Raw genomic sequence first — 25,529 nt, 5'->3', positions numbered from 1 at the left:
CGATTTCTCCATTATTTTAACGAGTTATCTCTGTTAAGAGATTAATCTGTAGATTCACTAGGAAATAAATGTTTTTAATTTTTTTAAATAAGCTAAGCTGAGCTCAACCCAAATCCAACTATAAAGGAAAGTAAATACAAAAATTAAACTAGTAGTAGAAAGAGAAAAATTATTGGAGATCACGGGACCTAGCACTGGGAATTTGAAGATGCACAATAAGGTAATAATCCCAACAGTTAATGAGGTGGCACCACTTATAATAATGTACAATCTCTTTTTAAAAAAGTAAAAAGCAGCTCCTATGCCTATTCCCAGTATTCCTGTTGTAAAAGGAAAAATAATAAGTTCACTTGGCTGGATAATCAGAAGAAGCAGGTTTGTTAGTATATAGATAATAAACCCTAGAGGGAGCGAAAGTACAAAACAAAAAAGAATGGGTGCAGTAGATAATGGACTAATGAACATTCCTATTCCTGGTAAGAAACCTCCTGCTGATTGAAAAAGGGCTGCTATGCTGGCGAAAAGAGCGCCTGATACAAGCTGCTTAGTTTTAGATAATCTATTAAAAAGAAGCTGCGCAGATTTTACTTCATTTGAAAGAGACTTTAAAAAGTACATGAATTTCACCTCGGTTAACTGTTTTTACATTATAAGGGGGTAAAGATCCATTTGGACCACTGCCCGATATATCAACTCTTACATGTAATATATAAAGAAATTAAGAGGGAGCACTAATAAGTCGCATTTATTTTTACAGAAATAGGTCGTATCCGTTAAGATAAGTTTCTTTATCTTTTTAAAGGTATGTACTGTAGCCCATAAAATGAATCTTTTATGGGCTTTATTGATTAAAGGCTTTTTTATTTTATAGAAAGTTCATTTGCTCATTCCTATAAAATAGCTACTGAAAAAATTAAGCTATAATTTTTTTGGGGGAAATCAATGCTTAGTCAAATTTTATAAATGTAAATCATGGAACAATTTCAAAAACAGTACCTTGATTAAAGTCAGACACTTTCATAGAGCCATAAACTCCTAAATAAAGCCTCGTTTGTTCCAGGTTCGTTCCCAAACTAACGTAGTAAGCTGATTGAGAACCAAAATTATAATCAATTTCCACAACCCTAAAATCATTTATCTTACAATCTGTACCTGCCTTGGTATAAGCTAAAACTCCTCTAACTGGAGATTGAGATTCTTTAACCTGGGCAATATCCGTAAACATAACGCTTCCTGTTAAGCTAGGGATTTTATTTCCCATATATGGCTGAACTCCTGTAAGGGAGGTCCCTCCAAATTTGTTTGGACGGGGATCTTTGTGAAAATAACTAGTTAAAGGCTGAAGACGTCTCGCTGAAGTTTTTACTGCTTCATTGTAATAAGCAATTATTTTCTCATCCAAGGCCGGATTTTCAGAACACCTTTTTATAAATGAAGTTGGAAAATCTCCTTCCCACCCCCGCCAGCCAAGGTTAATAAATCCTTCGTGACTGAGTTTAGCTCTCATTAAAGAAGCTTGAACAAGTTGAGAAACAGGTATTGGCCTATAATGAACAAATGAAAAAATCGACTCTACCACGTCTTGTCCAACATTTCCCACATATTTGATGTACTGATTATAAAATTTTTGAAATGAAATGCCGGTTATATTGCGAACTCCTTTGGCAATGAGCGCAAGGGTTTCCTGAATAGGTGAGGGGAGTTCACTAAAACGTGTGACTGCGGGTGGATTATGGATGAATGTATTCTTACTTACATCAATTTCAATTATTTTTCCGTAAATCTCCATATCATCCTGACTTAAATTAAAGGGGTCATATCCTGATCCGCCATCTCCAATTGTTAAGATAAGTTTTCCAGTTTCAGGTGAAAAGTTTAAGCTGTTAACACCATTATGATTAAAAAATGGTCTTCTTAAGTTAAGTAACGTCCGTCTTTTTTGAGGCTGAGCATTTGGTTGGAAAATCCATTCTTCCACTGTATCAATATGGTCATATTTAGTTTCTCTATTTATCCACTTTAGGTTTGAAGTTTTAGGATCACACGGGTTAGGCTTAAAATGTTCAGAAAGTGCACCTGGTCCTTGTGTTCCAGCTACTGAGTAATGAAGATAAAACAGACCGTTATAATGAAATTCTGGATGAAACGCTAGCCCCAGCAATCCCCGTTCATCATATCCCCCACGAGAAACACCTGGTTCAGACGTACCCAATTTTATGATTTGTGAGCCAATATCTAAAAAAGTCCGTATAGCTCCATTCCTTATGTAAAAGATCTCTCCTACTTGGGTTGCAATAAATAAGCTTTCAATTGAGTCACCGGGAAGTATAGCTGTTTTCAAAACGGTAGGTAAATTTATCTTACTAATAATAGGCCGTAAACTAACCTTAGCTTTTATCAACTAACTTGACACTCCTTTTCAATGTTTTCTCTTATAAGAATATGATTGAAACTGTTCTATTAGTATCAATACTATTTTATAAAGTGCTGCAATTTAATTGAGAGACCTAATCGAGAAGCTTCTTTCATAAAACTTATTTATTCCTGGGTACGCCTGCTATTTTCTTCTCTTAGTACTCACGATTCTCCTAACTATTTGTAGTTTCCAGAAATTGCGACTAAGGAAAAAAATACTTAATTTACAAAAAATATTAATATTATTTTATGAATTGGAAAAGAATATGGCTTAGGAAAGGAGTGATTGCAAATGTCTATGAAAAAGTGGATAACGGGATGGGTCATTTTGTTTGCGATGCTTATCGGTGTGATAAATTCAGGGGCACTCGGCGTTTTGGCTGAATCGGACATGGTAAGACAAAAAGCCATGGAGGTTCAGTTGAACGATGATTACTTTAATCCAGAAACCATCACTATCCCAAGTGGAAAAACGATAACATTGATATTGAAAAATAAAGGTCAGAAAGAGCATACCTTCACAGTGGAAAAACTCGGAATCGATGCTGAAGTCCAGCCTGGAAAAGAAAAAACCATTACCGTGAAACCACAAAATTCCGGTACGTATGAACTGATATGTAGGTATCATTTCAATAGTGGGATGGTAGGGAAAGTGATAGTCAAATAACAAGCAGGGCCAATCGGTCTCTGCTTTTTGAAGTGAATATAGCATACTTTCTTAGTTAACATAATAGATTTTAAAGGTGCAAATAAATCATTCACAAGTTCAAAAAAGTAATAAATATTAATTTGAAATATATACTAAATGAAGAAAAGGCACAGGAAAGTATGGAATAAAAACAGCATGTATATCCACATTATGAAAAAACGTATCCTTAATGCGCGATGAACATTGTTTAATTAAAAGGAGGAGTTTTATATGAGTAATAATCAATCAAATGATTTAGAACAGGTATCAGAGGAATTAGCTGATCTTGAGAAAGAGTTTGCAACAAAGCCTTCTGATCCTTATCCCCATAAGTATTATACTGGAGACACTTCTATAGTTTCTAATGCTGTGCCAGGAAACGATAAAGAATAAAAATTCCCCCTTATCTATTAATAGATAAGGAGAAATTTAGAGCATGTAAGCTTAAGCACTGTATTTTTCCAGAACCAAAATACATCTCATAAAAAGACAGTTATATTTCATCTATTATTTTGAATTAAAAGTAATCGCTTTCATTTTTTGCTTTCCCGAAATCATTTGATAGGTTATAATAAATATCTACAAAAATATTAAATGATATGTAAGTAACAAGCAATTACACCCTTAATATTTAACTAAACAGAAAAACTCCCTTAAGGCATTAGGGGAGTTTTTCTGTTTTTATGTATACTATATAAGGGTAATTTCACCATAATAATAGGACGAACTCATTTTTCAATTCTAACTAATGTTTTTTCTGGCATGTCAATGTCGTCGATGTCAAAGTAATGGATGTTTAACGTTAATTTCCTCTCTGGTTCTTCAGCTTCTTCTCCTACCCAACAACTATACAATTCAAAAAAGTCTCCTGACTTAAGATAGCGGTCCATCAATTTGCATAGTGCAATTAGTTTCTCTTTTGATTCTTTGCGCCTGCTCTTATTCATATATTCCGTAATCTCAATTCCCCAGTCACTTGCAACTTCATAAACATAAAGGGTAGTAAATTGGTGTTTCTTTATATTCAATCGATTTCTTTCATCTGAAAAGCAATTCCCAATAGTAACTAAATCATCTAATCCCTTATTAATAGGTAATTCTACGTTCGAACCTATATAAGTAGCTAAACTCATTTGTATTCACTCCGTTCCTCATCTAAATAACCCGTTAAGTTTTGTGGAACTAACCTAGGTTGTTAACATCCTAAGAAATACATCCTGTTATCAAAAAGGTGTTTCACTAAACTTTATTACAAATACTCGAGTTTTATTCAAGGTTTACTATTATTCTACTTAATATATGAATAGGCTGCGAAATGTTTATATACCTGTAAATGGGGGACTTACCATATAAGAACATTAATACTTAATTGGAAGGAGAATGAAAAATGAACAATAATACTGAAACCGTTGAAAATAAAGTAGAGGATAAACTAAATGAAATGAGTCAAGAGAAGAAAGACAACATCCTTTCTAGTTTTAACGAATTTAAAAGTTACTTAGGAGATAAAGTCACAAAAGGTGAGAAACTAGGGTTAAATGATAATCAATTAGCTCTAGCAGCTAAAAAAATAGCTGACTATCTCGCAACCCATGAGGAGCCACAAAATGAAGAGCAATACTTGTTACATGAGTTATGGAAAGTTGGAAACGAGGAAGAACAACATCATCTTGCTCATATGCTTGTTAAATTAGTCAAAGAATAATCTAAATCGATTATAGATTGCGTTTTGCCACTATTTAATAGAGGTTCAAGTGAATTCAATCCACATAGCAAAGAGCCACTTGCGTAAAATAAGTGGCTCTTTTTTCTCTTTCATGCTGCACCTCTTTTTATTTTTTAGTAGGTCCCTGCGATGCATCAATTAAAAGATAAAGCTATATTTCCCCAACAATAATTTGACTACATACTATAACTCACTTCATTGAAAACATCAGTACGAATCCAACGGATTCGTATTTTTCGGTGACATTCAAAATACGTACCAAGCAATAGAAAGAAGAGGTTTTGAACGTTTATAATTCGGTTAAACATGAAGTAACAAATTATTTTTTATTTATTCTGCATATTTAAATTATTCGTTCGTAATGGTACAATAAAATGATGGAAAGAAGATATGATGCTTCTTTCTTAATAAAGGATGAAGAAATATGGATATTAAGGCTCAGCAAACAAAATTGGCGAATAACTTGGGCAAATTGTTACGAGATAACTTTGGAAAAGGCCCCGAGGCTGTTCATGTTACGATTTATGAACCTTATGTTGTTATTTATGTCAGTGGCTTTGTATCGCCGATGGAACAAGTACTGTTAAACCAGAATGAAGAACTTCAGGTTATGACTACAAGAGAGCTTTTGGTAAAGACTCTTGAACCTCAAATCACTGGTCAAATTAAAGGGATTACAGACCTTGACATCCAGCACTTATATTATGATTGGAATTTAGATCATCACTCCGGAATTTTTGTGGGAGTTTGTCTGGACGATTTGAAAGCCGATTTGACTGAGGGTGACCCTTACCCAGGAAAACAAGCAATTCATGATCGGATTATAAAGATGAGTGAAATTGCACAAAAAGGGCCTGAGAAAATCTCTTCGTATAAATTAAGTGATCGTACATTGGTCATCGTAAGAGAAGGAATACTGGTGGCTATTGAAAAGCAGCTAATTTCGTTGGGTTTTGATGACACCTTACGCATCTCTAAACGCCCTTTGGAAAAAGGAATCTTACGACAAAACGATGACTATGATGAGATATTAAATGCAGACATTCTTGATATTTTTGTGGATTGGGATTTTGAAAAGGATAATAGCATTATTACTCTTATCTTAAAACCAAAAAATTAATGAGGCAGTAATGAATTGGACACATTGTGCCAAACATAAGCCGAGGAAGAAAAGCTCATACCTTTTCTTTTTCGGCTTATTTTTGTTGTTTCAAAAGAGTAAGTCCTTTTGTAACGGAATAATCCCCTAAAATAGCATCTGAAAATAGGATGTGCCAACAGAAAGGATTTGGTCGGTATGGCTGATAATCATGAGATTGTATTGTTTATAAAAGAGCTTCGTCGATTGTTGCAGGATTACCAAAAGCATGACAATGAATTTTACAAAGAAGAAATTAGCAAGGATATAATACTTTTAAGTACCATTATCTACGGAAGTAAAATTGGAATTTCAAATAAAAGAAGAATCTTTAAACATAGAAAATACAAAGGTAAACAGAAACCAATCTATTAAAAATGTACTAGTATGACTAGTTTACATTTTATAGAAAGTGAATTCTTATTACCTAAAATGATCTTATGATGAAGAAGGAGTTTTCATAAAACATCACGAATAGTATACCTTATGAAACTAGAAACTAGGTGCACCATCTATGGATAAAACGAAACTGGAAAAAGAATTAAGTAGTTATATGGGAAGGTTACTTCGTGAAAATTTTGGAAGAGGTCCTGGAGGTGTATTCACCGTCATTTCTCCTCCTTTTATAACCGTTTATTTTAAAGCCTTTTTATTACCTTTAGAAAAGGCTTTGCTAGACAAGGGACAAGTTATCTATGTTCAAAAAACACGTGATTTGTTGATGGAGACTTTAATTGAAGAGATAAAAGGATATATCCAATTAAATATACATTTAGATATTGAAGAATTTTATTATGATTGGAATTTAGAGCTGCAGTCTGGCATGTTTATCATGATCCATTCTGATAAAAATAACATAGTCAACCATTCCTATAAAAATCAGAAATTGCTGCATAAAGAAGTTGAGGAAGTGACTCAAAAAGCAGAAAAACTTCCTCAAGATGTTTCTTCTTATTTATTAGATCAGAGAACACTCCTTATAATCAGGGAAGGTATTATGGTAAATGTAGAGAAAGAATTAGTTCAATTAGGGTTTGAAGAAAACCTTACATTGGCTAAAAGAAATCTCGAAAAAAGGCTACTCCATGAGCATAGCCAATCATTAGAAGTAATTTTAGATTCAAAGGTAACAGATATACTAGTCGCATGGGATTTTCATAAAGATAAAAGTACAATTCTTCTGATTTTAAACCCAACTTCATAACGGCACTGATAAGCTAGGCACTGAACTAGATGTAGGCCAAAAAGAAAGGTTATCTAACCTTTCTTTTTGGCCTATTGTTTTTCCTCTCCTATTAAAATAAAGAAAGTGGTGATAATGATGCTATTTCAATCGGATGAAGGAAAGGAACCTTTAACTGTTGAGATACACACTGAAGTGGATATAGTAGAAGCGCGTCAGAAAGGACGGATGTTCTCTAACTGCTTAGGCTTCAGCACACTTGATCAAGCCCGAATTATTACGACTATTTCAGAATTGTCCAGAAATATATATAAATATGCCACGACGGGAAAAATTATAATGGAAATAATAGAGAATCAACTTGAAATAGGACTCAAAATAATAGCTATAGATAAAGGACCAGGCATTAAAAATATTCAACAAGCGCTAGAAAGTGGCTATACAACGTCAGGGGGATTAGGCGTTGGTTTATCAGGGGTAAAAAAATTAATGGACGAATTCACCATATCATCTCAAGAAGATTATGGCGTTAACATCGAGGTTATAAAATGGAAAAAAAGAAATAAATAAAAGAAACACAAGGTAAAAGGTTAAGAAAGAACTGACTTCCTCTTTACAAAAAACTCCTTTATTAAATAGGAGATAGCTTCTAAAAATATCATCCCCTGATGATCCTGCTCTAGGATACGGTTAAGATATTTCACATGCTTGAGTTGGTGCCTTCAGCATGTGCTTCTCCTCTATTAACTCTTAGCCGTAGGACAAAAATTTTTCTCTGCAGTAATCACAAGAAGCTTAGAAACATGAGAAAAAGGTGTGGGAAATTATGAACAATTCCATTTAATCTTTAAATGGAAGGAGCAAGCTCTCATGATAGAGAGCTTGCTCTTTTTATTTCTTAATATAATCCTATCTGACAAAAAACAGCCTGTTTCAAGTACACCAAAAACATACATTTATGATACATAGATTTTGAGATCATTTCTGGAACATTTCTACCCGTATTAGGGGCGCCATAGAGGGGGAGTGTGTAAAGAAGTTACCCCTTACTTAACTCAGTTATATAAACAAACAATCCTCATATACATTTATTGAATGGCTTCTTTAAACTTATCACGAAATAAAACATAATTCGATAAAGAGTACATAGGAGGAGAAAACATGTTTGTTTATATAGTTCAACCTGGTGATACGTTGTCTTCAATAAGCAGCAGATATGATTATCCCATTGCACAGCTCAGAAGTGTAAATGGGTTAGAAGAAACGAATATTGTTCCAGGTCAGGCCTTACTTATAGCTTCTTATGTATACACAGTTCAACCTGGTGATACAATGAGCAGCATTGCTAAAAAAGCTTATGTATCCTTAGAAGAATTAAAAAGGGTTAATTCTTCAGTTCATTATAATTATTTGCAGGTGGGAATGAAAATAAAAATCCCTAATATATCCAACTACATTGCAGGTACACTGCAATACTATGCTGTTCGAAATCCAGAATTAGATCGCAATTTAATTACTGATTTTGCAACTTATTCCTCGTCCATTTCTATTTTTGAATATCATTTTGGCAGCAATGGAGATATTATAAATAATTTAAACGATTTAGTAGCGATTGAAACGACTTGGAAAAACCGAGTTACACCGTTAGTTACGATTACTAATCTAACTTCTGAAGGATTTAGTTCTGATCTTGCCCATCAAGTTTTAAATAATCCTCAGGCAAGAAACAATCTTGTTAATAATATTTTTTATTTAGTATCTAGAAAAGGATACGGAGGGGTGAATATTGATTTTGAACGTGTAAAGGCCGAGGATAGAGATCTTTTTACAGGATTTTTACGTCAGTTGGGTGAACGTTTAAAACCTGCAGGGTACGTGTTGACCATAGCGGTTCCAGCCAAGACAAGCGAAGATATTCCTTGGTTAAAAGGGTATGATTACGGGGGAATAGGTGCAGTTGTTAACTATATGTTCATTATGGCATATGATTGGCATCATGCAGGCAGCGAACCAGGGCCTGTTGCACCTATTACTGAAGTACAAAGAACAATAGAATTCGCGATAAAAAGTATTCCTCGAAGAAAACTTATCATTGGAGTCCCGTTGTATGGATATAACTGGTCAATTCCTTACAGGCCTGGGACAGTAGCATCTGCTATATCAAATCAAAATGCGATTAAAACAGCGATGAGATATCAGTCGCCCATCCAATATTCAAAGGAGTACAAATCCCCATTTTTTCGATATAAAGATCAAGCGGGGCAGATGCATGAAGTATGGTTTGAAGATGTAAGAAGCATGAGTGAAAAAATGGTGTTAGTTCGTCAATTCGGCTTGCAAGCAATAGGAGCTTGGCAATTAACACTTGGATTTACGCCAGGGCCTTGGCTTTTAAAGAAATTTTTCACTATTAGAACGGTATAAATAGCAGTAGTCATTATGGATCAATCCAGAAAATTTCATGTATAGTAAATTATAAGAGGGTGGGGGGTTCTTCTATGGCAAAAAGGATAGATGTCTCAATAAAGCAGCATCAATTAAAACTATATGATGGAGCTAAATTAGTAAAGACATATCCTATTGCTGTAGGGAAAATGATTACTCCAACTCCAACTGGAAAATTTAAAATCATTAATAAAGATACGACCCCTCCAGCTGTATTTGGCCCCTTATGGATGGGACTGTCAAAGCCTACATATGGAATACACGGGACCAATGATCCAGCTTCTATTGGCAGAGATATGTCACATGGATGTGTCAGAATGGATAATGAAGATATTCTAGAACTTTCCTCTGCAGTTCCTATTGGAACGCCGGTTTATATACATAAATAATAGTTTAAGAAGAGCACGACTGTTTACATTTAGTTAATTGTCGAGATCGAGGGTATCAAAGTTTAAGGATATGCTATACAATCATGGGCTTTTTGTACGAAAACAAAAAAATACCCCGATTAACAGAGGTACTTTTAGCATTTTAACTTATTTTGATGCTGGAGACGTAGTAACTTCTGGAGACGTTACTTTGTCATAAAAATCTACGAATTTGTCACGATCCTCGCTATCACGGTAAGCCATAGCAACACGTGGATGTTCATTCAGCACACCAGAAATCATGTAAGGAATGATATAGCCCCATTCCCACTTTTGACGCATTTCAAGCATATGCTTTTCAATTACGCCAAGAATCGGCTTCATCTCATAGCTTGGTTTTGGTATGTAGCTAACAAGCAGCTCTGTGTTACAGTTACCAGCTGCACGGCCCATACCATAAACAGATGAATCAAGGAATGTAACGCCATTACGCATCGCAGTTAATGTATTAGCAAAAGCTAGTTGCATGTTGTTATGCGTATGGATCCCAAGCTGCTTGCTAGGAATCATGGCTTGGAACTTTTTCACTTGATGCTCGATATCGGCAGGGTCTAGGCTTCCAAAGGAGTCAACAATATACACAACATCTACGGGGCTTTTCTTTACCATTTCAAATGCTTCAATAAGCTGATTTTCCGGTACGCTAGATAGTGCCATAATGTTAAGTGAAGTCTCATAGCCTAAATCGTGGAACATTTTTATAAGCTCTAAGCCTTTATCTACTTCGCGAATATAGCATGCCACTCGAATCATATCTAACATACTTTGTTCACGCGGCAGGATGTCATTCGAATCTACACGCCCGATATCTACTAAAGCAGATAGCTTCGTGAACTTTTTCTCAGGGATAATTTCTTTGAGAAAGTTATCGTCAAGAAATCTCCATGGGTTGGGCTCAGTTGCTTGAAGAAGCTTAGGTGAATTTTTATAACCGATCTCCATATATTCAACGCCGGCTGCGCTTAGGCCGTTATATAAGTCTTGCACAAATTCAACGCTAAAATCCCAATTATTAATTAAACCTCCGTCACGAATGGTACAGTCTATAATTTTGCTATTATGTTCCATGGTATTTATTTCCTCCTATGTCGTCTATTTATGTATTTTTTTAAACTTTATCGCTTTTATGCTTTTAAGCACTAAACTCTCATATTGTGTTTATACCATGACTGATTCAAAGGCGTCAATGTATTTTCTAAATGTGTCTATGCTTTACTGTATTCCATGGGTAGAAGATGCTTTATCTTTTCATCCGCTTGATGCTCTTAAAACAACACCAAGTTCAGCACTACAACCCCTAGTATATACAAACACACCCTTTATTACATCACTACTTACTGCAATAAAGGGTGTTTTTTAATTGAAACCGTTTATTAAGGAGAGGAACTGCCATTAGTATCTAGTATAGGTTTAGATTTCTCTATAATTAATCCATAAATTTGGAAAGATATTTAAAACCTGAGAAATAAAAGACTTTTTCACATTAACAGTTGTATACGAAGTATTAGCTGTTACTTAATCATTTTAATTTACTGGTCTTTACATCGTCCAAAACGTAAGAAATGATAAGAGTATAGAGGTAATAAACATCGCAATCAACGGCTTTAATGCTTTTGTTCGAAGAGCCTTCATACTTACATTTAACCCTAAGCCGACCATAGCCATTGTTAAAAGAAACGTGGTTAGAGTTGAAATATCATTCATAATCGTTTTAGGTATGATAAGGTGCTTGCCTACGACATAACTTCCAAAAATACTCATGATGATAAAACCTATTAAAAACCAAGGAAATTCAATCTTCGTATCCTTTTCCATTTTTCCTGTTCGCTTCATCCAGTACATTAAGATAAAGCTTAATGGCACAAGTAAAAGCACTCTGCCTAACTTAGCCAACAGGCCAATAGCTAGGGCGTCGCGTCCAGCTGGTGCTGCAGCTAGAGCTACATGGGCAATTTCATGGAGGCCAACGCCTGACCAAATTCCATATTGTATATTTGTTAAATGTATATAAGGTCTTAAAATGGTATATCCAATTGCAAATAGAGTTCCCACTAAAGCGATAACACCAGCTCCGATAGCTGTATCTTCTTCTTTTGCTTTTACAATCGGAGAAACAGCTGCAATAGCTGCCGCACCGCATATTCCTGTTCCTATTCCTAAAAGAAGAGATAAACCACGATCAGCCTTCATCCATTTGGCTAGAAGAATTGTTAAAACAATCGCAAATACAGCCGTTCCCACATCGCGAAGTAGCATTCCTAGCCCTTGATGAATAACAACATCAATATTAAGTTTTAGTCCATATAAAACAATCGCATAACGTAACAGCTTTTTACAAGAGAACTCAATTCCAAACCTTATTTTTTCGGGGTATCCCCAAATTTGACGATAGATTACTGCCATTATAATTGAACAGGCTAGTGGACCGATATGATTAAATCTCGGGACTTTCGCTAATCCATAAGCAAGTAAAGCAAAAAGAAAAGTAAAAGCAATTCCTCCGGCCCATAAAGAAACATTAGATGACGTCCGGGCATTTGTTCGTAAGAATACAGTCCGCTTTTGGGCTTTATTTATATTTATCATACATTTCATCTCCAATATGAATTCTTATCAAGCACGGCTTCACACAAGAAGTGTATAATTTAACTATAAAAGACATTTTATTATTAGTAAAATATAGATAAATCATTATTAAGATTAAAAATATTAATAAACGAAACAAAAAAAGAGCAAGTTGATCTTCAGAGTTACTGAAAATCAATTTGCTCCTTTTGTATGTTTTTATCCTTTAATTCTTTAAAAAATCATTCATACAAAAACATATGTGCTTATGAGAGAGATACAGTCTTACTAGTTGCTAAGCCTTTTTTACGTCTATACCATAGCACGATCAAACTGCCTAGCACGCAAAGGAAAGAAACGAGCTGAGCTATTCTGATATGAGAAGTTAGCATTAAGCTATCTGTACGCAATCCCTCTATAAAAAATCGTCCTATCGAATACCATAGTAGGTAAGTAAGAAAGACTTCGCCTCTTTTTAACAAAGATTTTCTTAGTACGATCAAGACAAGAACACCTATTATGTTCCAAAGGGATTCATAAAGGAATGTAGGATGATAATAAGTTCCATTGATATACATTTGATTAACAATAAAATCAGGTAAATGTAAAGTTTCTAAAAACTGACGTGTAACAGGTCCGCCATGTGCTTCTTGATTCATAAAGTTTCCCCACCGGCCAATAGCTTGGCCTAATAATAAGCTAGGAGCTAAAACATCAGCCATTTTCCAAAAAGAAAGATTCTTTTTTCTGCAAAACCATATAGCTGTTAATACAGATCCAATAATTCCACCGTGAATAGCTATGCCTCCATGCCAAATTGCTATAATTTCGCCTGGGTGGTCTTTATAGTAACTCCATTCAAAAAGTACGTAGTAAATTCGAGCAGTAACGATAGCAATGGGTAGTGCTAGCAGAAGTAAATCAGAGATGGTTTCTGAAGAGATACCTCGTTTCTTTCCTTCTTTCGAGGCTAACAAAAAGCCTAAAAAAGCTCCTATCCCTATAATAATTCCATACCAATGGACCTCAAGTGGACCAAGGTGGAAGGCGATAGGGTTTAAAGGTTGTGTGTGTTGGTTCATGTTTTTTCTCCTTTACTTCATATCGGTTTTCTTACATTTTTTTAGAGTGATATTAAATTAGAGTGCCTTTTTAGTATATCTAATTAGATATAGAAAGGACAACTTTTGCTTACGAAAGGCCACTATTTCTTTGCCTGCTTTAGTGTAACAGAATAGTCAAAATTAAAATAAACAGTACATTGACATAATTACCAAAATATACTATTATTTTAGACAATATATTGTCTAAAATGGAGGGTTAATATGGATATTTATAAAGATCTTTTTTTAATGCAGCAAACTTACGCTACCTTATTTTCTCTGGCAAATAAAGTCCAGGTGAAAGGAGATCAGTCTCTTGAGCTCTTAACATCAAGACAGCATATGGCGATGGTGGCAATTGCTCATTTACCTGAAGATGAAACAACGTTAAATAATATTGCTAGAAAATTAGGAACCACAAAACAAAGCGTCAAGCAGTTAATTACCATTATGGAAAAGAAGGGGTATGTTGACGTGGTTCCTAGCAGTAAAGATAAACGTGCAGTTAACGTGAAAATCACAAAAGAGGGAAAAGAGGCGCTGCTTGTTGTTTCAGAAAAAGGAATTTTCTTTTTGGAAGACCTTTTTAAAAAGTTTTCAACCGAAGAGTTGGAAATAATGTGGAAGCTTTTAAAGAAACTTTATAGCTTTGACGGGGAAGAACATGATGGATTTGAAGAAGAAGGCAACATCAAAATGGATGAAGATCACAATGAATTACAGTTGAGAGTGATAAGGGAGCTTGAAAGTCGAAGAGTTCAAGCAATTGATAATATAAAAAAGAACTTATAAAAATAAATTTGATAGGCTACTTTACTTTGAAGCATATCGATCCTTTTAATGATTTTCGAAATAAAGGATAAGGGAGAGCACTCATTATGTTTGAAATCAGTGATGAAACAGTACGATTAATTAACAAGACCTGTAGAGGAAAAAAGAATTTGAAATTAACCGTTGGCTATTTAACGGACAACCAATATGTTATCAAAATTTATAATGAAAGCGGTGAAATTGACTCATCCGAAAAATACCATTATGAAATTGGTTCTATTACTAAGACTTTTACTATATCGCTGCTATCAAAATACATATCTGAAAACAAGTTGACACTAAACGATTCTATACGAAAGTACATAAAAGAACTTAAGGAAGACACGTATTATCCTACATTGCTCCGCCTCGCTACTCACTCTTCTGGATATTCAGGAAGCTTACCTTTAAATAAACGGGAATATTTTAAAATAATTTTTAATTTGATTTTTGGCGGAAGTGATTTGAATAAAAATAATCCGTTACATATGGATTTTAACAAAATGAAGATGCTGATTGAAAAAAGTAAATTAAAAGAAGTAGATTATTCATGGAAGTATTCCAATTTCGGTATATCCCTTATTGGATACGTGTTGGGAATGATATCGGGGAAGGGGTATTGGGATACTATGAATGACTTTCTTCTTAATGAGCTTGGACTAAAGGATACTTGTTTAGGCGCTTCAAACAATAATCTACATGGCTATGACCGCAAAAATAATGATTGTGGCAACTGGCAGTGGGACAAGGGGAATTTTATATCACCTGCGGGCGCAGTATCCTCAACCGCTGATGATTTACTTAAATACGCAAAAATAAATATGGATGAAGATAACCCATATCTGTCTTTTTGTCATAAAAAATACGCCAATGGAACAAAGAAGTTTGATATGGGTCTTGGATGGTTGCTTTTAAAGAAAAACAATAATGTGATATTGCACGGCGGTGGAACAGGATGCTTCAGCTCATTTTTAGGGATTGATAAAGAAAAGAAAGTTGCTTCCGTCGTTTTAGCTAATTATAGACTAAGTAGAAATAAGGATGAACATATAGGAATGTCTTTATTAGAAAGCCTCCAAAATTCAAAAGATATATAAGGATGGAAGACAATTTGAAAGACTGTCGCCGAATATGACCGACCTTCAAGAAGCATAGAATATGCTTCTTTTTTTGAGGAAACCGTGCTATTATCATTAAGGTTTGTAAGGAACCGAAGATTTTTGTCTTTCCGTACATTTTTTTGGTATAGTGTTAGAAATAAGGAGTGGGTAAGTTGGTTTTCACTGAATTTTTCCAGCAGTTTCCCGTAAAGGTTTTAACGGTAGGGCTGCTGATTGTACTTATCGTTTATTTTATTCGCAAATTCATTAAGCTTTTCTTTGATAAAACGAGCTTTTTAGATGAAAAACGAGAAGAGACGCTCATGCACTTTTCTAATCAGGTCACAAGAGTATTGGGGCTGGCTTTTTTCTTTATTTATGTGCTTAGCCATTTCTTTGACTTCGGAAAGATTCTCACTAGTTCGGTAGTGTTAGCCAGTGCCCTGGCAATAATCCTCCAGCATATCATCCGTGATTATATAATGGGACTGACTTACTTGTTTGAACGCCAGATCCACCACGGAGATTATGTTATTCTCAACGGAAACCGTCAAGGGAAAATAGAAGAAATTACGATGCGTTACTTAAAGATTCGTCAATATGACGGCTACCTCTATACCGTCTCATATAGCAACATTACGGAACTTCAGAACGGAACCCGAGGAAGACGCCGGGTAAATGAAAGTCTTATTCTCAACTATAGGCAAAACCCGGACGATGCCTTCAAAGTAATGGAGCAGGTAGCACAAACATGTAACGAGAAATATGGTCAATATTTGTTAAAAGATGTGAATGGAATTCCTATAGAGAGCTTTCAATTCAATCAAATTACTGAACTGAACGTAGGTTTTAAAGGTCACCAATATTCATTATCAGGACTTGTAAAGGAAGCTGATTTTGTAGAAGCGAGCCAAAAGGTACGATATGAACTCGCAATGGCTGCCTACAAAAATGACCTTATGATGGCTGAAAGCTTCGAGACAAGCCATTAAAAATAAAACTCGTACCTTGTTTATATACAAACTTTTATATTTAAGATATAAACACCCTTTTGATTTTTCAAAAGGGTGTTTTTTATTTTTAAAAATATCTATTAAGTACTTCTCTAGTACAGATTAATTATCTGAAACAGAACAAATTAATTAGTACATCTAAATTATTCTTCTAGTGACATGGTAAAATTAAACAAAGTACGTAAAAAGGTAAAGGGGGATTAACTATGACGCAAAAATCTAATTATACAAAAATCAACTCCGAAATGTGGGATGAATGGGCTTCAGCTGGAGGAGAATGGTCATTAGCTATTAATCATCAAGATTTTGTAGATGCAACTCAAGGTAATTTTGATATCTACTTAACACCTTGTAAGCCTGTTCCGCATAACTGGTTTATTCCATTTAAAAAAGCGAAAATATTGGGACTTGCTAGCGGAGGAGGACAGCAGTGCCCAGTCTTTGCAGCCCAACATGCGGAAGTTACGGTTTTTGACTACTCTGATAAGCAATTAGAATTAGAAAAAATGGTGTCCACTAGAGAAGGCTACTCTATTGACTTAGTTAAAGGGGATATGAGTAAGACATTTCCATTTGAAGATGAGACGTTCGATATGATTTTTAACCCTGTATCAAACTGCTATGTTCAAGATGTTGAACACGTTTGGCAAGAATGTTTTAGAGTTCTTAAAAAAGGTGGCGTCCTGCTATCTGGCTTTGCAAATCCTGCTCTTTATTTATTTGGAGAAGATGAGAAAGCATTACAAGTGGTTAATAAATTACCTTATGATGGAACTAAAAACACAGTAGAAAATGATGAAGAACTTATAAAAAATGGCGGTGTACAGTTTAGCCATTCATTAGAAACTCAAATTGGCGGACAGCTAAAAGCTGGATTCACCTTACAAGATCTTTATGAAGATCATCACCACAAGGGAAAAATCACCAAATATATGCCTTGTTATATTGCGACTAAATCTATTAAATAATAGTTGATTATCATGTTGAATAAGCTACCGCAACTTTTTCCAATTAGGCGATACCGTAGATTATGATGGTATTACGTATGGAGTCTGGATATTTGAAGAAGGAACATTTATTAATGAAGGTGATGGAGGTTATGATAACTGGGCCTTTAGAGGTTGGTTTGAACGCACAGGAGATGACGAGAAAACAGTCAATTTTCATAGACCTTAACTAAAGATAACATAAGACTCCCATCAGGGAAGAGCATATGAAGAGCCTTTACCGCCATGGTAAGGGCTCTTTTCAATATTTGAAAGCCTGAGACCGGATGTTTATAAGCATGCAGAATAGAAATTTGTATATCATCTACAGCTTAAAAAGAGAAAAGCTCCTGTTGCGTCTGAGCAGGAAGCTTATACTAATTCAACCTTAGTTTTTATTTTTGGTTTGTAAATATTCTTTTTGAAACATACACATTCTTATAGCGTTATGATAGCTTCCATCGACAAAAAATTCATCTTTTAACTCACCTTCAATAGAAAAACCGACCTTCTTATAGATATGAATTGCTTTTTCGTTTTCCTTGTCTACAATTAAGTAAAGTTTATGCATATTCAATACCGAAAAGGCATAATTCATTGCTAGATTTGTGGCAACCATGGCGTAACCATGACCTTGATATGTAGGGTCAATGATAATTTGAAACTCTGCTCTACGATGAATATAATCAATTTCGACCAATTCCACTAATCCAAGCATATCCCCGTCCTTTTCTAGTATGAACCGACGCTCACCTTGATCGTGAATATGTTTATCATATAAGTCCTGTAGCTCTACAAAAGCTTCATAAGGCTCTTCAAACCAATAAGACATAATATTTGCATCATTATTGAGTTCATGGACAAATTTTAAATCTTCTCTTTCCAAAGGACGTAACTTAAGTTCCTTATTCATTTCTCAAACCTCCATATTCTAGCATTACTTTAGCACTTTCCGTTTTAAATGTAAAAGTTGCTGTAGTTTTAAAAAATAACAAGACATAGTGCGATGTTTTACATATTTATTAAAAGAGCAATAGTATAATTTAAACATCTTGTAAGTGAAACTCATTAACTTTAAGGAGTATCTTATGAAAAAAGTAGTTGGTATTTTTCTTATTTTACTGTGTTGTATAAACCAAAGGGTTGAGGCAGCTAATCAGCCTTCAGTAGAACCTATACATCATGAGATCTACGTTTCTCCTACAGGGGACGACAAAAACTTAGGTACTAAAAGCAAACCTTTTAGAACATTAAGAAAGGCAAGTGAAGCAGCTCCACCCGGAACTACGGTTTACATCAGAGGTGGCATTTATTACGAACAATTAATTATTAGCCGTTCAGGTACTAAACAAGAGCCTATTATTTTCAGGAACTATAAAAGTGAAAAGCCCCTTATTAGTGGAGAAAAAATAAAGCAGTCTACACAAATAGACTGCTTCTTAATTAATTATTTACCTGTTTCGGCAAAACGCTGAATACGCTCACCAATTTCATCACGGACACGTTGAAAGAATGCCCATTTCTCTTCATCTGTTCCTTCTGCTTTTGCAGGATCATCAAATCCCCAGTGTTCACGCTTCACATGAGGAGGTGTTACGGGGCAATGATCAGCTGCATGGCCACATAATGTAACCACTAAATCTGCATTATTTAAAATTTCAGGATCAATAATATCAGATGTTTGGTTTGAAATATCAACACCAGCTTCTTTCATTGCTTTTACAGCGTTAGGATTTAATCCATGAGCTTCTAATCCCGCACTGCGTACATCCCATTCATTGTTATTTAGATATTTTTTTGCCCATCCTTCAGCCATTTGGCTACGGCAAGAGTTACCTGTACATAAGAAATAAAGTGTTTTTTTAGACATGTGTAAAATCTCCTTTATGATGTGTTAAGAAATAATTGATAACCAAATATATAAACCAACAAGTGTAATAAACAATGTTGGGATGGTTAAGATAATACCTGTTTTAAAATAAGTTCCCCAAGAAATCTTAACTCCTTTTGTCGAGAGAACATGAAGCCATAAGAGCGTCGCTAGAGAGCCAATAGGTGTAATCTTTGGTCCTAAATCCGAACCAATGACATTTGCATAAATCAGAGCTTCTTTAATCGTACCTGTTGCAGAAGTTGCATCAATGGCCAAAGCATCAATCATCACGGTTGGCATGTTGTTCATAATCGATGAGAGAATGGCTGCAATAAATCCCATACCAATGGTTGCTGCAAATAATCCTTGATCAGCGGTTGTTTGAATAAGGCTTGCTAGCACTTCAGTTAGCCCCACATTGCGTAATCCATACACAACAACATACATACCAATCGAAAAGAAAACAATCGCCCACGGAGCTCCTGCTAACACTTTTCTCGTGTGAACAGCCGGGCTTTTTCTTGCTATTCCTAAGAATAAAATGGCAATAATACCTGCGATAATAGAAACTGGAACATTGAAGAACTCACCAATAAAGTAACCAAGAACTAAAATAAATAAAACGATTCCTGATAAACGGAACATTTTCATGTCTTTAATGGCCTCAACAGGTTTCTGTAAATCATCTAGATTGTATTTCTTAGGGATGCTTTTACGAAAATACAAATACAAGACAGTAATACTTGCCAAAAGTGAAAATAAATCTGGCACAATCATGCGTGAGGCAAATTCAGAAAAACGAATACCAAAGAAATCAGCTGATACAATGTTGACCAAGTTACTTACTACAAGAGGTAACGATGTTGTATCCGCAATGAATCCACTGGCGATAATAAAAGGAAAGACCATTTTATCTTCAAATTTGAGTGCCCGCACCATAGCAAGTACGATAGGTGTTAGAATTAAGGCTGCCCCATCATTTGCGAATAATGCGGCTACTATAGCTCCTAGGAGGGATACATATACAAACATGCGAACGCCATTTCCTCCTGCAGCACGCGCCATATGTAACGCTGCCCACTCAAAAAATCCAATTTCATCTAAAATTAAAGAAATAATAATAACTGCAATAAACGTTAACGTTGCGTTCCATACAATTTGAGTTACATCCAGCACGTCATGGAAATCAACCACACCTGCTAAAAGAGCTATTACTGCGCCTCCACACGCTGACCAACCAATAGACAAGTTCTTTGGCTGCCAAATGACAAAAATCAATGTCACTAAGAAGATGAGGGAGGCTACTATAACTGATACCACTTTACAAACCTCCTACTATTAGCAACAACTAATGCGTAATCCTTGTTTTTCTAGTTCTTTTAATCGTCCATCTTCGCTTGGTAAAGATTCAAGTATATTAAGGACAAACTGATAATAGCCGGTTTCTTTATTTAATGAATAGAAAATCCAATGTCCTTGTCGTCTTTCCTTTACAAGTTCGATATCTCTTAATTTACGCAAGTGTTGGCTAATAGCCGGTTGACTTGCTTTATAAATTTCAACTAGCTCACAAACACAGCACTCGTTATTTTGGAGCAGTTTCATCATAGATAATCTTGTCTTATCGCCAAGCAGCTTCAGTATCTGTGCTGCTTTCTCCATTTCTATTTGTACTTTTACATCCAATCCAACTCACCTCCTTATTTTGAAATATAATTATATAAGTATTTTATTATACATTCAACAAAAATATACACTACTATTAAACAAAAAAATTTGATTAATGTCTTGATTTATCTAAATTTTCCAGATATGATGAATACATCAAAAAAAATTGATTTATAAAAGTGAGAGTGAAAGCAGTGAGAGTCAACAACTCTGGAAACTTATCGGTTACGTACTTTCGAGCCTATTTTCATTTAGTTATGAACACTCAAGGGATGAACTATAAGGAAGCACAAAGTCTAATCTTTCAGCGTTTTTTTCATCAAGATCCTACGTTAAGAGGGGAAACTACATACAGTAACTTTAAAAAAGCTACCGAGAGCTTCGAACTTTAAATCAAAAAAAATTGATGAAGGAGAATGACAATGGAAACAGTCAAGGAAGGAAAGCACCCATTTAAACAGTACGAACAAAAATTTAAAGCTCTTGCTGATCAAAAGAGATTAGAAATTATGTATGAGCTCTGCCAGCGAGGACAGACATGCGTATGTGATCTAACTGAATTCTTTGGGATGTCTCAATCTAAACTTTCCTACCACTTAAAGATTTTATTAGAAGCAAACCTCATCACAAAAGAAACAAAAGGGACATGGAGTTATTACGATTTAAATGATAAAGAGGTGAACCATCTCTTATCAGAAGAACTATGCTGCTTGTTTAGAAAAGATACAAGTAAAAGCGGCCCATGTTCTTAATTTACTACATTCCAAATAATATTATTTAGCATGCGAAGGAGGAAGTGTAAATGAAATATGTTCATGTAGGAATTAATGTAACGAATCTAGAGGCGTCCATTAAGTTTTATCAAAAGGTATTTGGCGTTCAACCTGTGAAAACGAAAATAGATTATGCTAAATTCTTGTTAGATGAACCCGGATTAAATTTCACCTTGAACGTACGTGACGATGTAAAAGGTAATCAAGTGAATCATTTCGGCTTCCAAGTAGAAACTCCTGAGGAGATTCATTCTCATAAATCACGACTAGAAAAAGAGGGATTCTTTGCTCGGGAAGAAATAGATACGACCTGCTGCTATGCTGTGCAAGATAAGTTTTGGGTAACAGATCCTGACGGGAACGAGTGGGAGTTTTTTTTTACGAAATCTGATAGTGAGGTTCATAAGACTGAGGATAGCGTTGGGGTGAATGAAAAGTCACCTGCCAGCAACTCATGTTGCTGATGCTTAAATGACAAAAAAGACAGGAAGAAGTAGACTCTTTCTGTCTTTTTTATTTAGCATAAAATCGATTATGTTTAGTGGAGTTTTCTTACTAAGACAGCTAACTGTAAACAAGAAAATCTCGTGATGTACGTCCTTTAACTCGACTAAACAGTTATTTTGTTTCTGTATGAGAAATATTCCAAGGGTCAACAAACATCATTCTTTCTTCTTTAATTGAATCTCTCTTACCTTTTGACGAAGATGATCTGGCCACCACGCTCCACAATCATCAGATACAATGCAAGCAGCGCATGTTTTGAAATCATAAACCATCATCTCCTTGATTGGGGGAGAGTAGAGATGAAGAGTAACTAGACCCGCGCCTTCAGCACTCTTCATCTTGTGCACACCTTTCTTGGGAGCAAAAAAAAGCTTACCTTTTCCCTGATGCTGAGAAAACAGCTCTTCTGGCATTTGGTTTTCTTTAACTTCGTAAACCGTATTTATAGTTGTACCATTTACTACTTGAATCCATCCATGCGAATGACCGTGATCGTGAGGAGCACACTCTATTGCTGACCAATTCATAACAAGTAATTCCACTTCGTCATTTTGATAGAGAAGCTTTCTATAGTATGGCTTGTCTTTTGCTGACTGCAATAGTGGTTTTAAATCATTAAAGTTTATATCTAAAGCCAAAAGAGCCTCTCTCAGTTCCAATTTGGTAGGGGAGTCCAAGTTATCTAAAATATGCTTTACCTGTTCAATTAAGCTCATACACGCATTACCTCCTTATGAGCAGCACAAATTTTTGGTTTTTCTGCATAGCTACAATTTTTTGTTTCTCCACGGCAAGTACCTTAAAAAAGTTAGTAGTCTTCCATTGGCTACAATCACTCCCACTATAATTATGACTCCTCCTAATATGCTGACGGGAATAATCTTTTCTCGTAACAGTAAAACAGCTGTTATCAATGTCGCTACTGGTTCTAAATAAAGGAACAGAGATACCTGGGACGCCTCTAAAACCTCTAATGCCTTTGCCCAGTACCAATAGGCAACACCTGAAACGAATACACCGAGAAATAATAAATGAGCCCACTCCACGCTTGTTAAAAAAGGCATGATCTCCCAGCCTTTATTTCTTACGAGAAAAGGAGTCGTTAGAGTAAATCCTATTAAACACATATAAAACGTAACAACAAGAGAGGGAAGTTGGATATCCAGCTTTTTTAATAGGACAGAATAGATTGCCCAGTTTAACGTACTTAAAATCATTAACAGGTAACCGATATTAACCGGAAGCTGAAGTGAATGCTGATTGCTAGAAGTGGTCACCAGTAGAACGCCAATAATAGCTACAATAATCCCTGATGCTTTTAATAACGTCATCTTTTCATGCAAAAAAAATACGGAGAGAATGACCGTAAATACAGGAGAAAACGAAATAATCCACCCTGCTGCAGAAGCATTTATTGTGAGAAGTGCTGTTGCCTGAATAACTTGATGAATGAATACTCCAAGGATACCTAACACAATCAAATGAGGAATATACTTAAGCGGAATGTTTAATGGATATCTCTTTAGCACTAATAATACCAATAAAAAAAGTGCCCCAATTCCAAAACGAAGAACAAGGAGTGTGTATGGATCTAGTTTATCTAAAACAGCTTTGGTAGAGACAAAGGAAATTCCCCAAAAACTAATAGACATTATTGCATAGAACGAGGCAGCAAATTTAACCTTTGACGCAATCATAGGATCAATTTTCCTTTCAACAATAAAGGTATCTTTTATTAACTAACATATGCCTTTTCGAAAGGAAAATGAAAAAAATCATGCCATTCTAAAAAAATAGTAGAAACTTTAGTATTTGTATCGTTATCACTATCTCTTAATCTTCATTAAAATAGCTATAGATGTTATGTATAGAAAACTAAATTTGGGAGTTTATAGCCATGTATAGGCTAAATTCTAAAGAGTCTGTTACCAAAAATAAAAATGCCAACTCTCCTTAATTATTGAGACTCTTTTATTCCTTCTTCCTGCTTGCTTATATAAGCATTGCCCCATTTCTCTAAAGATTTAAGTATTGGGATAAAACTTTCTCCAAGCTCTGTTAAATAATATAAAACTCTTTTAGGGTTATCGTTTGTTTCTTCTCTTTCTATTAATCCGTCTTTTTCCATATCGCGAAGCTGGAGTGTAAGGATGCGCTGAGTAATACCCGGTATTTCACGGCGCATTGCATTATAATACATAGGTGACTTTGATAACAAAGACAAAATAATGCCTTTCCATTTACCGCCCATAATGTGCATCGCTAATTCAATTGGACAGGCTTGCTTTACAGTTAACGTACAAGGGCCGTATTGATCGCTTTTAAACTCTGACATTTCCTCACCTCAATGGGGAGTAACAAATTTGTGCCTTCTTGTTACTCCTATTTTTTCTGATTACACTTATAATATCAAATAAATCAGAAGAAGGTGTATGAATTGGAATTTGTTCAAATCTCTGAACATGTTTATAGACTCACTTATGAAACCCTCGTTGGTATTCGAGTTAAGATCAATACATGGTACATAGTGGATGGTGAGGATGTTTATCTCATCGATACCGGAATGGAAGACTATGCATATGCGCAGTTGAATGCAGCAAAATCTTTAGGTATTCCCAAGAGTATCTTGCTGACACATGGCCATTTGGATCACATTAATGGTGCCAAGTATTTAAAAGATCATTTAAATATTCCTATTTACGCACACGAAATTGAAACGCCTTTTATCAATGGCGAAAAACCGTATCCAAACAAGGCAGAAAAAGAAACAACAGGCGTAGAACATCAAGTTGAAAGTTTAAGTGACAATATCATTAAAACGTTACCCGTAGACGTATATCTAACACCCGGTCATACCCCGGGACATGTCATATACCATCATAAAGATGACAATGTGCTGCTAACTGGAGACTTATTTTTTTCTAATGCTGAATCCTTACATCCACCGATTCGAAAGTTCACAGTTGATATGGATGAAAATATTAATAGCGGGCGAATTATAGATAAAATTAAACCCTCTATTATTTCTTCTTCACATGGCGAAGATGTCAAATACAGCAATGATTTATATTCTATTTATAAATTTATCTATGAATAAGAGGGAAAAAC

The 25,529-nt window shown here is 35.1% G+C and carries 30 protein-coding genes and 1 pseudogene; 18 read left to right on the top strand and 13 right to left on the bottom strand.

Annotation, left to right across the window (positions count from 1 at the left end):
* Nucleotides 1-57: 57 nt before the first annotated feature.
* Entirely contained in the window at nucleotides 58-618 is a 561-nt protein-coding gene (locus tag SCI76_RS05605; RefSeq protein WP_407545085.1) for a hypothetical protein, read from the bottom strand.
* 352 nt (nucleotides 619-970) lie between these two features.
* Nucleotides 971-2,401 (bottom strand): sorbosone dehydrogenase family protein, encoded by a 1,431-nt coding sequence (locus SCI76_RS05600; protein ID WP_221833608.1) that lies wholly within the window; start codon nucleotides 2,399-2,401, stop codon nucleotides 971-973.
* Between the two features lie 306 nt (nucleotides 2,402-2,707).
* On the opposite strand from SCI76_RS05600, the gene SCI76_RS05595 reads away from it, so the two are divergent.
* The gene (locus SCI76_RS05595; RefSeq protein WP_221833606.1) at nucleotides 2,708-3,082 is read left to right on the top strand and encodes a cupredoxin domain-containing protein; all 375 of its coding nucleotides are present in this window, start codon (nucleotides 2,708-2,710) and stop codon (nucleotides 3,080-3,082) included.
* 252 nt (nucleotides 3,083-3,334) lie between these two features.
* Nucleotides 3,335-3,496: a hypothetical protein gene (locus SCI76_RS05590; RefSeq protein WP_328174761.1), complete on the top strand. Its 162-nt coding sequence runs from the start codon at nucleotides 3,335-3,337 to the stop codon at nucleotides 3,494-3,496.
* A 335-nt stretch (nucleotides 3,497-3,831) separates the two neighbouring features.
* On the opposite strand, the gene SCI76_RS05585 is transcribed toward SCI76_RS05590, so the two are convergent.
* Complete coding sequence (locus SCI76_RS05585) at nucleotides 3,832-4,236, bottom strand: hypothetical protein (RefSeq protein WP_328174762.1); 405 nt, start codon at nucleotides 4,234-4,236, stop codon at nucleotides 3,832-3,834.
* 254 nt (nucleotides 4,237-4,490) lie between these two features.
* On the opposite strand from SCI76_RS05585, the gene SCI76_RS05580 reads away from it, so the two are divergent.
* From SCI76_RS05580 to SCI76_RS05550, 7 genes are all read left to right on the top strand, one after another.
* Complete coding sequence (locus SCI76_RS05580; protein ID WP_014460657.1) at nucleotides 4,491-4,808, top strand: DUF3243 domain-containing protein; 318 nt, start codon at nucleotides 4,491-4,493, stop codon at nucleotides 4,806-4,808.
* A gap of 445 nt (nucleotides 4,809-5,253) precedes the next feature.
* Nucleotides 5,254-5,949: a Na-translocating system protein MpsC family protein gene (locus tag SCI76_RS05575; protein WP_014460656.1), complete on the top strand. Its 696-nt coding sequence runs from the start codon at nucleotides 5,254-5,256 to the stop codon at nucleotides 5,947-5,949.
* A gap of 177 nt (nucleotides 5,950-6,126) precedes the next feature.
* A complete protein-coding gene (locus SCI76_RS05570) occupies nucleotides 6,127-6,342 on the top strand; it encodes a hypothetical protein (RefSeq protein WP_048018665.1) in 216 nt (71 codons plus the stop codon).
* Between the two features lie 139 nt (nucleotides 6,343-6,481).
* Entirely contained in the window at nucleotides 6,482-7,171 is a 690-nt protein-coding gene (locus SCI76_RS05565) for a Na-translocating system protein MpsC family protein (RefSeq protein WP_033578617.1), read from the top strand.
* A gap of 117 nt (nucleotides 7,172-7,288) precedes the next feature.
* Nucleotides 7,289-7,720: an ATP-binding protein gene (locus SCI76_RS05560; protein ID WP_168761367.1), complete on the top strand. Its 432-nt coding sequence runs from the start codon at nucleotides 7,289-7,291 to the stop codon at nucleotides 7,718-7,720.
* 591 nt (nucleotides 7,721-8,311) lie between these two features.
* Nucleotides 8,312-9,574 (top strand): glycosyl hydrolase family 18 protein, encoded by a 1,263-nt coding sequence (locus SCI76_RS05555; RefSeq protein WP_028413826.1) that lies wholly within the window; start codon nucleotides 8,312-8,314, stop codon nucleotides 9,572-9,574.
* A 74-nt stretch (nucleotides 9,575-9,648) separates the two neighbouring features.
* Complete coding sequence (locus SCI76_RS05550; RefSeq protein WP_013056432.1) at nucleotides 9,649-9,984, top strand: L,D-transpeptidase; 336 nt, start codon at nucleotides 9,649-9,651, stop codon at nucleotides 9,982-9,984.
* A gap of 147 nt (nucleotides 9,985-10,131) precedes the next feature.
* On the opposite strand, the gene SCI76_RS05545 is transcribed toward SCI76_RS05550, so the two are convergent.
* The 3 genes from SCI76_RS05545 to lgt form a co-directional block, all read right to left on the bottom strand.
* Nucleotides 10,132-11,091, bottom strand: a complete 960-nt coding sequence (locus SCI76_RS05545) for an aldolase catalytic domain-containing protein (RefSeq protein ID WP_014460650.1) — start codon at nucleotides 11,089-11,091, stop codon at nucleotides 10,132-10,134.
* A 471-nt stretch (nucleotides 11,092-11,562) separates the two neighbouring features.
* A complete protein-coding gene (locus SCI76_RS05540; protein WP_221833600.1) occupies nucleotides 11,563-12,609 on the bottom strand; it encodes a YeiH family protein in 1,047 nt (348 codons plus the stop codon).
* 245 nt (nucleotides 12,610-12,854) lie between these two features.
* Complete coding sequence (lgt, locus tag SCI76_RS05535; protein WP_048018669.1) at nucleotides 12,855-13,670, bottom strand: prolipoprotein diacylglyceryl transferase; 816 nt, start codon at nucleotides 13,668-13,670, stop codon at nucleotides 12,855-12,857.
* A gap of 243 nt (nucleotides 13,671-13,913) precedes the next feature.
* On the opposite strand from lgt, the gene SCI76_RS05530 reads away from it, so the two are divergent.
* The 5 genes and pseudogenes from SCI76_RS05530 to SCI76_RS05510 all read left to right on the top strand — a co-directional run.
* Nucleotides 13,914-14,483 (top strand): MarR family winged helix-turn-helix transcriptional regulator, encoded by a 570-nt coding sequence (locus SCI76_RS05530; protein ID WP_028413823.1) that lies wholly within the window; start codon nucleotides 13,914-13,916, stop codon nucleotides 14,481-14,483.
* A gap of 86 nt (nucleotides 14,484-14,569) precedes the next feature.
* Complete coding sequence (locus SCI76_RS05525) at nucleotides 14,570-15,598, top strand: serine hydrolase (RefSeq protein WP_310884333.1); 1,029 nt, start codon at nucleotides 14,570-14,572, stop codon at nucleotides 15,596-15,598.
* Nucleotides 15,599-15,774: 176 nt separating this feature from the next.
* Complete coding sequence (locus SCI76_RS05520) at nucleotides 15,775-16,593, top strand: mechanosensitive ion channel family protein (RefSeq protein WP_034264905.1); 819 nt, start codon at nucleotides 15,775-15,777, stop codon at nucleotides 16,591-16,593.
* Between the two features lie 227 nt (nucleotides 16,594-16,820).
* On the top strand, nucleotides 16,821-17,582 hold the full coding sequence (locus SCI76_RS05515; RefSeq protein WP_168760619.1) for a class I SAM-dependent methyltransferase: 762 nt from the start codon (nucleotides 16,821-16,823) through the stop codon (nucleotides 17,580-17,582).
* Nucleotides 17,583-17,640: 58 nt separating this feature from the next.
* Nucleotides 17,641-17,790: pseudogene (locus SCI76_RS05510) on the top strand (stress protein); the annotation flags it as partial.
* Between the two features lie 198 nt (nucleotides 17,791-17,988).
* On the opposite strand, the gene speG reads toward SCI76_RS05510, so the two are convergent.
* Entirely contained in the window at nucleotides 17,989-18,513 is a 525-nt protein-coding gene (speG, locus tag SCI76_RS05505) for a spermidine N1-acetyltransferase (protein WP_013056444.1), read from the bottom strand.
* Between the two features lie 175 nt (nucleotides 18,514-18,688).
* Between speG and SCI76_RS05500 the strand changes: the two genes are divergently transcribed.
* Nucleotides 18,689-19,075: a DUF1565 domain-containing protein gene (locus tag SCI76_RS05500; RefSeq protein ID WP_243494454.1), complete on the top strand. Its 387-nt coding sequence runs from the start codon at nucleotides 18,689-18,691 to the stop codon at nucleotides 19,073-19,075.
* Here SCI76_RS05500 and arsC read toward each other — a convergent pair.
* Genes arsC through SCI76_RS05485 form a run of 3 tightly spaced genes read right to left on the bottom strand, consistent with a single transcriptional unit; the run spans nucleotide 19,048 to nucleotide 21,159 of the window.
* The gene (gene arsC / locus SCI76_RS05495; RefSeq protein WP_049163975.1) at nucleotides 19,048-19,470 is read right to left on the bottom strand and encodes an arsenate reductase (thioredoxin); all 423 of its coding nucleotides are present in this window, start codon (nucleotides 19,468-19,470) and stop codon (nucleotides 19,048-19,050) included. The genes SCI76_RS05500 and arsC overlap by 28 nt on opposite strands.
* A 24-nt stretch (nucleotides 19,471-19,494) precedes the next feature.
* Entirely contained in the window at nucleotides 19,495-20,793 is a 1,299-nt protein-coding gene (locus tag SCI76_RS05490; RefSeq protein WP_243494455.1) for an arsenic transporter, read from the bottom strand.
* Nucleotides 20,794-20,811: 18 nt separating this feature from the next.
* Entirely contained in the window at nucleotides 20,812-21,159 is a 348-nt protein-coding gene (locus tag SCI76_RS05485; protein ID WP_154972799.1) for a metalloregulator ArsR/SmtB family transcription factor, read from the bottom strand.
* Between the two features lie 404 nt (nucleotides 21,160-21,563).
* Between SCI76_RS05485 and SCI76_RS05480 the strand changes: the two genes are divergently transcribed.
* Nucleotides 21,564-21,893, top strand: coding sequence for a metalloregulator ArsR/SmtB family transcription factor (locus SCI76_RS05480; RefSeq protein WP_033578631.1), 330 nt, complete (start codon nucleotides 21,564-21,566; stop codon nucleotides 21,891-21,893).
* Nucleotides 21,894-21,943: 50 nt separating this feature from the next.
* Nucleotides 21,944-22,378: an ArsI/CadI family heavy metal resistance metalloenzyme gene (locus SCI76_RS05475; RefSeq protein ID WP_310884335.1), complete on the top strand. Its 435-nt coding sequence runs from the start codon at nucleotides 21,944-21,946 to the stop codon at nucleotides 22,376-22,378.
* 198 nt (nucleotides 22,379-22,576) lie between these two features.
* Here the strand turns inward: SCI76_RS05475 and SCI76_RS05470 are convergent, their stop codons facing one another.
* The 3 genes from SCI76_RS05470 to SCI76_RS05460 form a co-directional block, all read right to left on the bottom strand.
* On the bottom strand, nucleotides 22,577-23,137 hold the full coding sequence (locus SCI76_RS05470) for a cysteine dioxygenase family protein (protein ID WP_048018678.1): 561 nt from the start codon (nucleotides 23,135-23,137) through the stop codon (nucleotides 22,577-22,579).
* 51 nt (nucleotides 23,138-23,188) lie between these two features.
* Nucleotides 23,189-24,118, bottom strand: coding sequence for a DMT family transporter (locus tag SCI76_RS05465; RefSeq protein WP_221833585.1), 930 nt, complete (start codon nucleotides 24,116-24,118; stop codon nucleotides 23,189-23,191).
* 260 nt (nucleotides 24,119-24,378) lie between these two features.
* A complete protein-coding gene (locus SCI76_RS05460) occupies nucleotides 24,379-24,756 on the bottom strand; it encodes a helix-turn-helix domain-containing protein (RefSeq protein WP_047751227.1) in 378 nt (125 codons plus the stop codon).
* A gap of 102 nt (nucleotides 24,757-24,858) precedes the next feature.
* Here SCI76_RS05460 and SCI76_RS05455 point away from each other — a divergent pair, with 102 nt between their 5' ends.
* Complete coding sequence (locus tag SCI76_RS05455) at nucleotides 24,859-25,518, top strand: MBL fold metallo-hydrolase (RefSeq protein ID WP_063247015.1); 660 nt, start codon at nucleotides 24,859-24,861, stop codon at nucleotides 25,516-25,518.
* The last annotated feature ends 11 nt before the right edge of the window (nucleotides 25,519-25,529 follow it).

It is taken from the genome of Priestia sp. HNGD-A6, from assembly GCF_045784335.1.
GTDB classification, from domain to species: Bacteria; Bacillota; Bacilli; order Bacillales; family Bacillaceae_H; genus Priestia; species Priestia zanthoxyli.
Note: the sequence above shows the minus strand (reverse complement) of the source record. Positions and strands in the feature narration are given on the sequence as shown.

What these genes read in the sequence shown, in the direction of transcription:
- SCI76_RS05545 (WP_014460650.1), bottom strand. Translation starts at nt 11,091, where the DNA reads ATGGAACATAATAGCAAAATTATAGACTGTACCATTCGTGACGGAGGT.
- SCI76_RS05465 (WP_221833585.1), bottom strand. Translation starts at nt 24,118, where the DNA reads ATGATTGCGTCAAAGGTTAAATTTGCTGCCTCGTTCTATGCAATAATG.
- SCI76_RS05480 (WP_033578631.1), top strand. Translation starts at nt 21,564, where the DNA reads ATGGAAACAGTCAAGGAAGGAAAGCACCCATTTAAACAGTACGAACAA.
- SCI76_RS05475 (WP_310884335.1), top strand. Translation starts at nt 21,944, where the DNA reads ATGAAATATGTTCATGTAGGAATTAATGTAACGAATCTAGAGGCGTCC.
- speG (WP_013056444.1), bottom strand. Translation starts at nt 18,513, where the DNA reads ATGAATAAGGAACTTAAGTTACGTCCTTTGGAAAGAGAAGATTTAAAA.
- SCI76_RS05575 (WP_014460656.1), top strand. Translation starts at nt 5,254, where the DNA reads ATGGATATTAAGGCTCAGCAAACAAAATTGGCGAATAACTTGGGCAAA.
- SCI76_RS05560 (WP_168761367.1), top strand. Translation starts at nt 7,289, where the DNA reads ATGCTATTTCAATCGGATGAAGGAAAGGAACCTTTAACTGTTGAGATA.
- SCI76_RS05500 (WP_243494454.1), top strand. Translation starts at nt 18,689, where the DNA reads ATGAAAAAAGTAGTTGGTATTTTTCTTATTTTACTGTGTTGTATAAAC.
- SCI76_RS05590 (WP_328174761.1), top strand. Translation starts at nt 3,335, where the DNA reads ATGAGTAATAATCAATCAAATGATTTAGAACAGGTATCAGAGGAATTA.
- SCI76_RS05460 (WP_047751227.1), bottom strand. Translation starts at nt 24,756, where the DNA reads ATGTCAGAGTTTAAAAGCGATCAATACGGCCCTTGTACGTTAACTGTA.
- SCI76_RS05565 (WP_033578617.1), top strand. Translation starts at nt 6,482, where the DNA reads ATGGATAAAACGAAACTGGAAAAAGAATTAAGTAGTTATATGGGAAGG.
- SCI76_RS05580 (WP_014460657.1), top strand. Translation starts at nt 4,491, where the DNA reads ATGAACAATAATACTGAAACCGTTGAAAATAAAGTAGAGGATAAACTA.
- SCI76_RS05570 (WP_048018665.1), top strand. Translation starts at nt 6,127, where the DNA reads ATGGCTGATAATCATGAGATTGTATTGTTTATAAAAGAGCTTCGTCGA.
- arsC (WP_049163975.1), bottom strand. Translation starts at nt 19,470, where the DNA reads ATGTCTAAAAAAACACTTTATTTCTTATGTACAGGTAACTCTTGCCGT.
- SCI76_RS05555 (WP_028413826.1), top strand. Translation starts at nt 8,312, where the DNA reads ATGTTTGTTTATATAGTTCAACCTGGTGATACGTTGTCTTCAATAAGC.
- SCI76_RS05525 (WP_310884333.1), top strand. Translation starts at nt 14,570, where the DNA reads ATGTTTGAAATCAGTGATGAAACAGTACGATTAATTAACAAGACCTGT.
- SCI76_RS05470 (WP_048018678.1), bottom strand. Translation starts at nt 23,137, where the DNA reads ATGAGCTTAATTGAACAGGTAAAGCATATTTTAGATAACTTGGACTCC.
- SCI76_RS05550 (WP_013056432.1), top strand. Translation starts at nt 9,649, where the DNA reads ATGGCAAAAAGGATAGATGTCTCAATAAAGCAGCATCAATTAAAACTA.
- SCI76_RS05540 (WP_221833600.1), bottom strand. Translation starts at nt 12,609, where the DNA reads ATGATAAATATAAATAAAGCCCAAAAGCGGACTGTATTCTTACGAACA.
- lgt (WP_048018669.1), bottom strand. Translation starts at nt 13,670, where the DNA reads ATGAACCAACACACACAACCTTTAAACCCTATCGCCTTCCACCTTGGT.
- SCI76_RS05515 (WP_168760619.1), top strand. Translation starts at nt 16,821, where the DNA reads ATGACGCAAAAATCTAATTATACAAAAATCAACTCCGAAATGTGGGAT.
- SCI76_RS05530 (WP_028413823.1), top strand. Translation starts at nt 13,914, where the DNA reads ATGGATATTTATAAAGATCTTTTTTTAATGCAGCAAACTTACGCTACC.
- SCI76_RS05595 (WP_221833606.1), top strand. Translation starts at nt 2,708, where the DNA reads ATGTCTATGAAAAAGTGGATAACGGGATGGGTCATTTTGTTTGCGATG.
- SCI76_RS05585 (WP_328174762.1), bottom strand. Translation starts at nt 4,236, where the DNA reads ATGAGTTTAGCTACTTATATAGGTTCGAACGTAGAATTACCTATTAAT.
- SCI76_RS05605 (WP_407545085.1), bottom strand. Translation starts at nt 618, where the DNA reads ATGTACTTTTTAAAGTCTCTTTCAAATGAAGTAAAATCTGCGCAGCTT.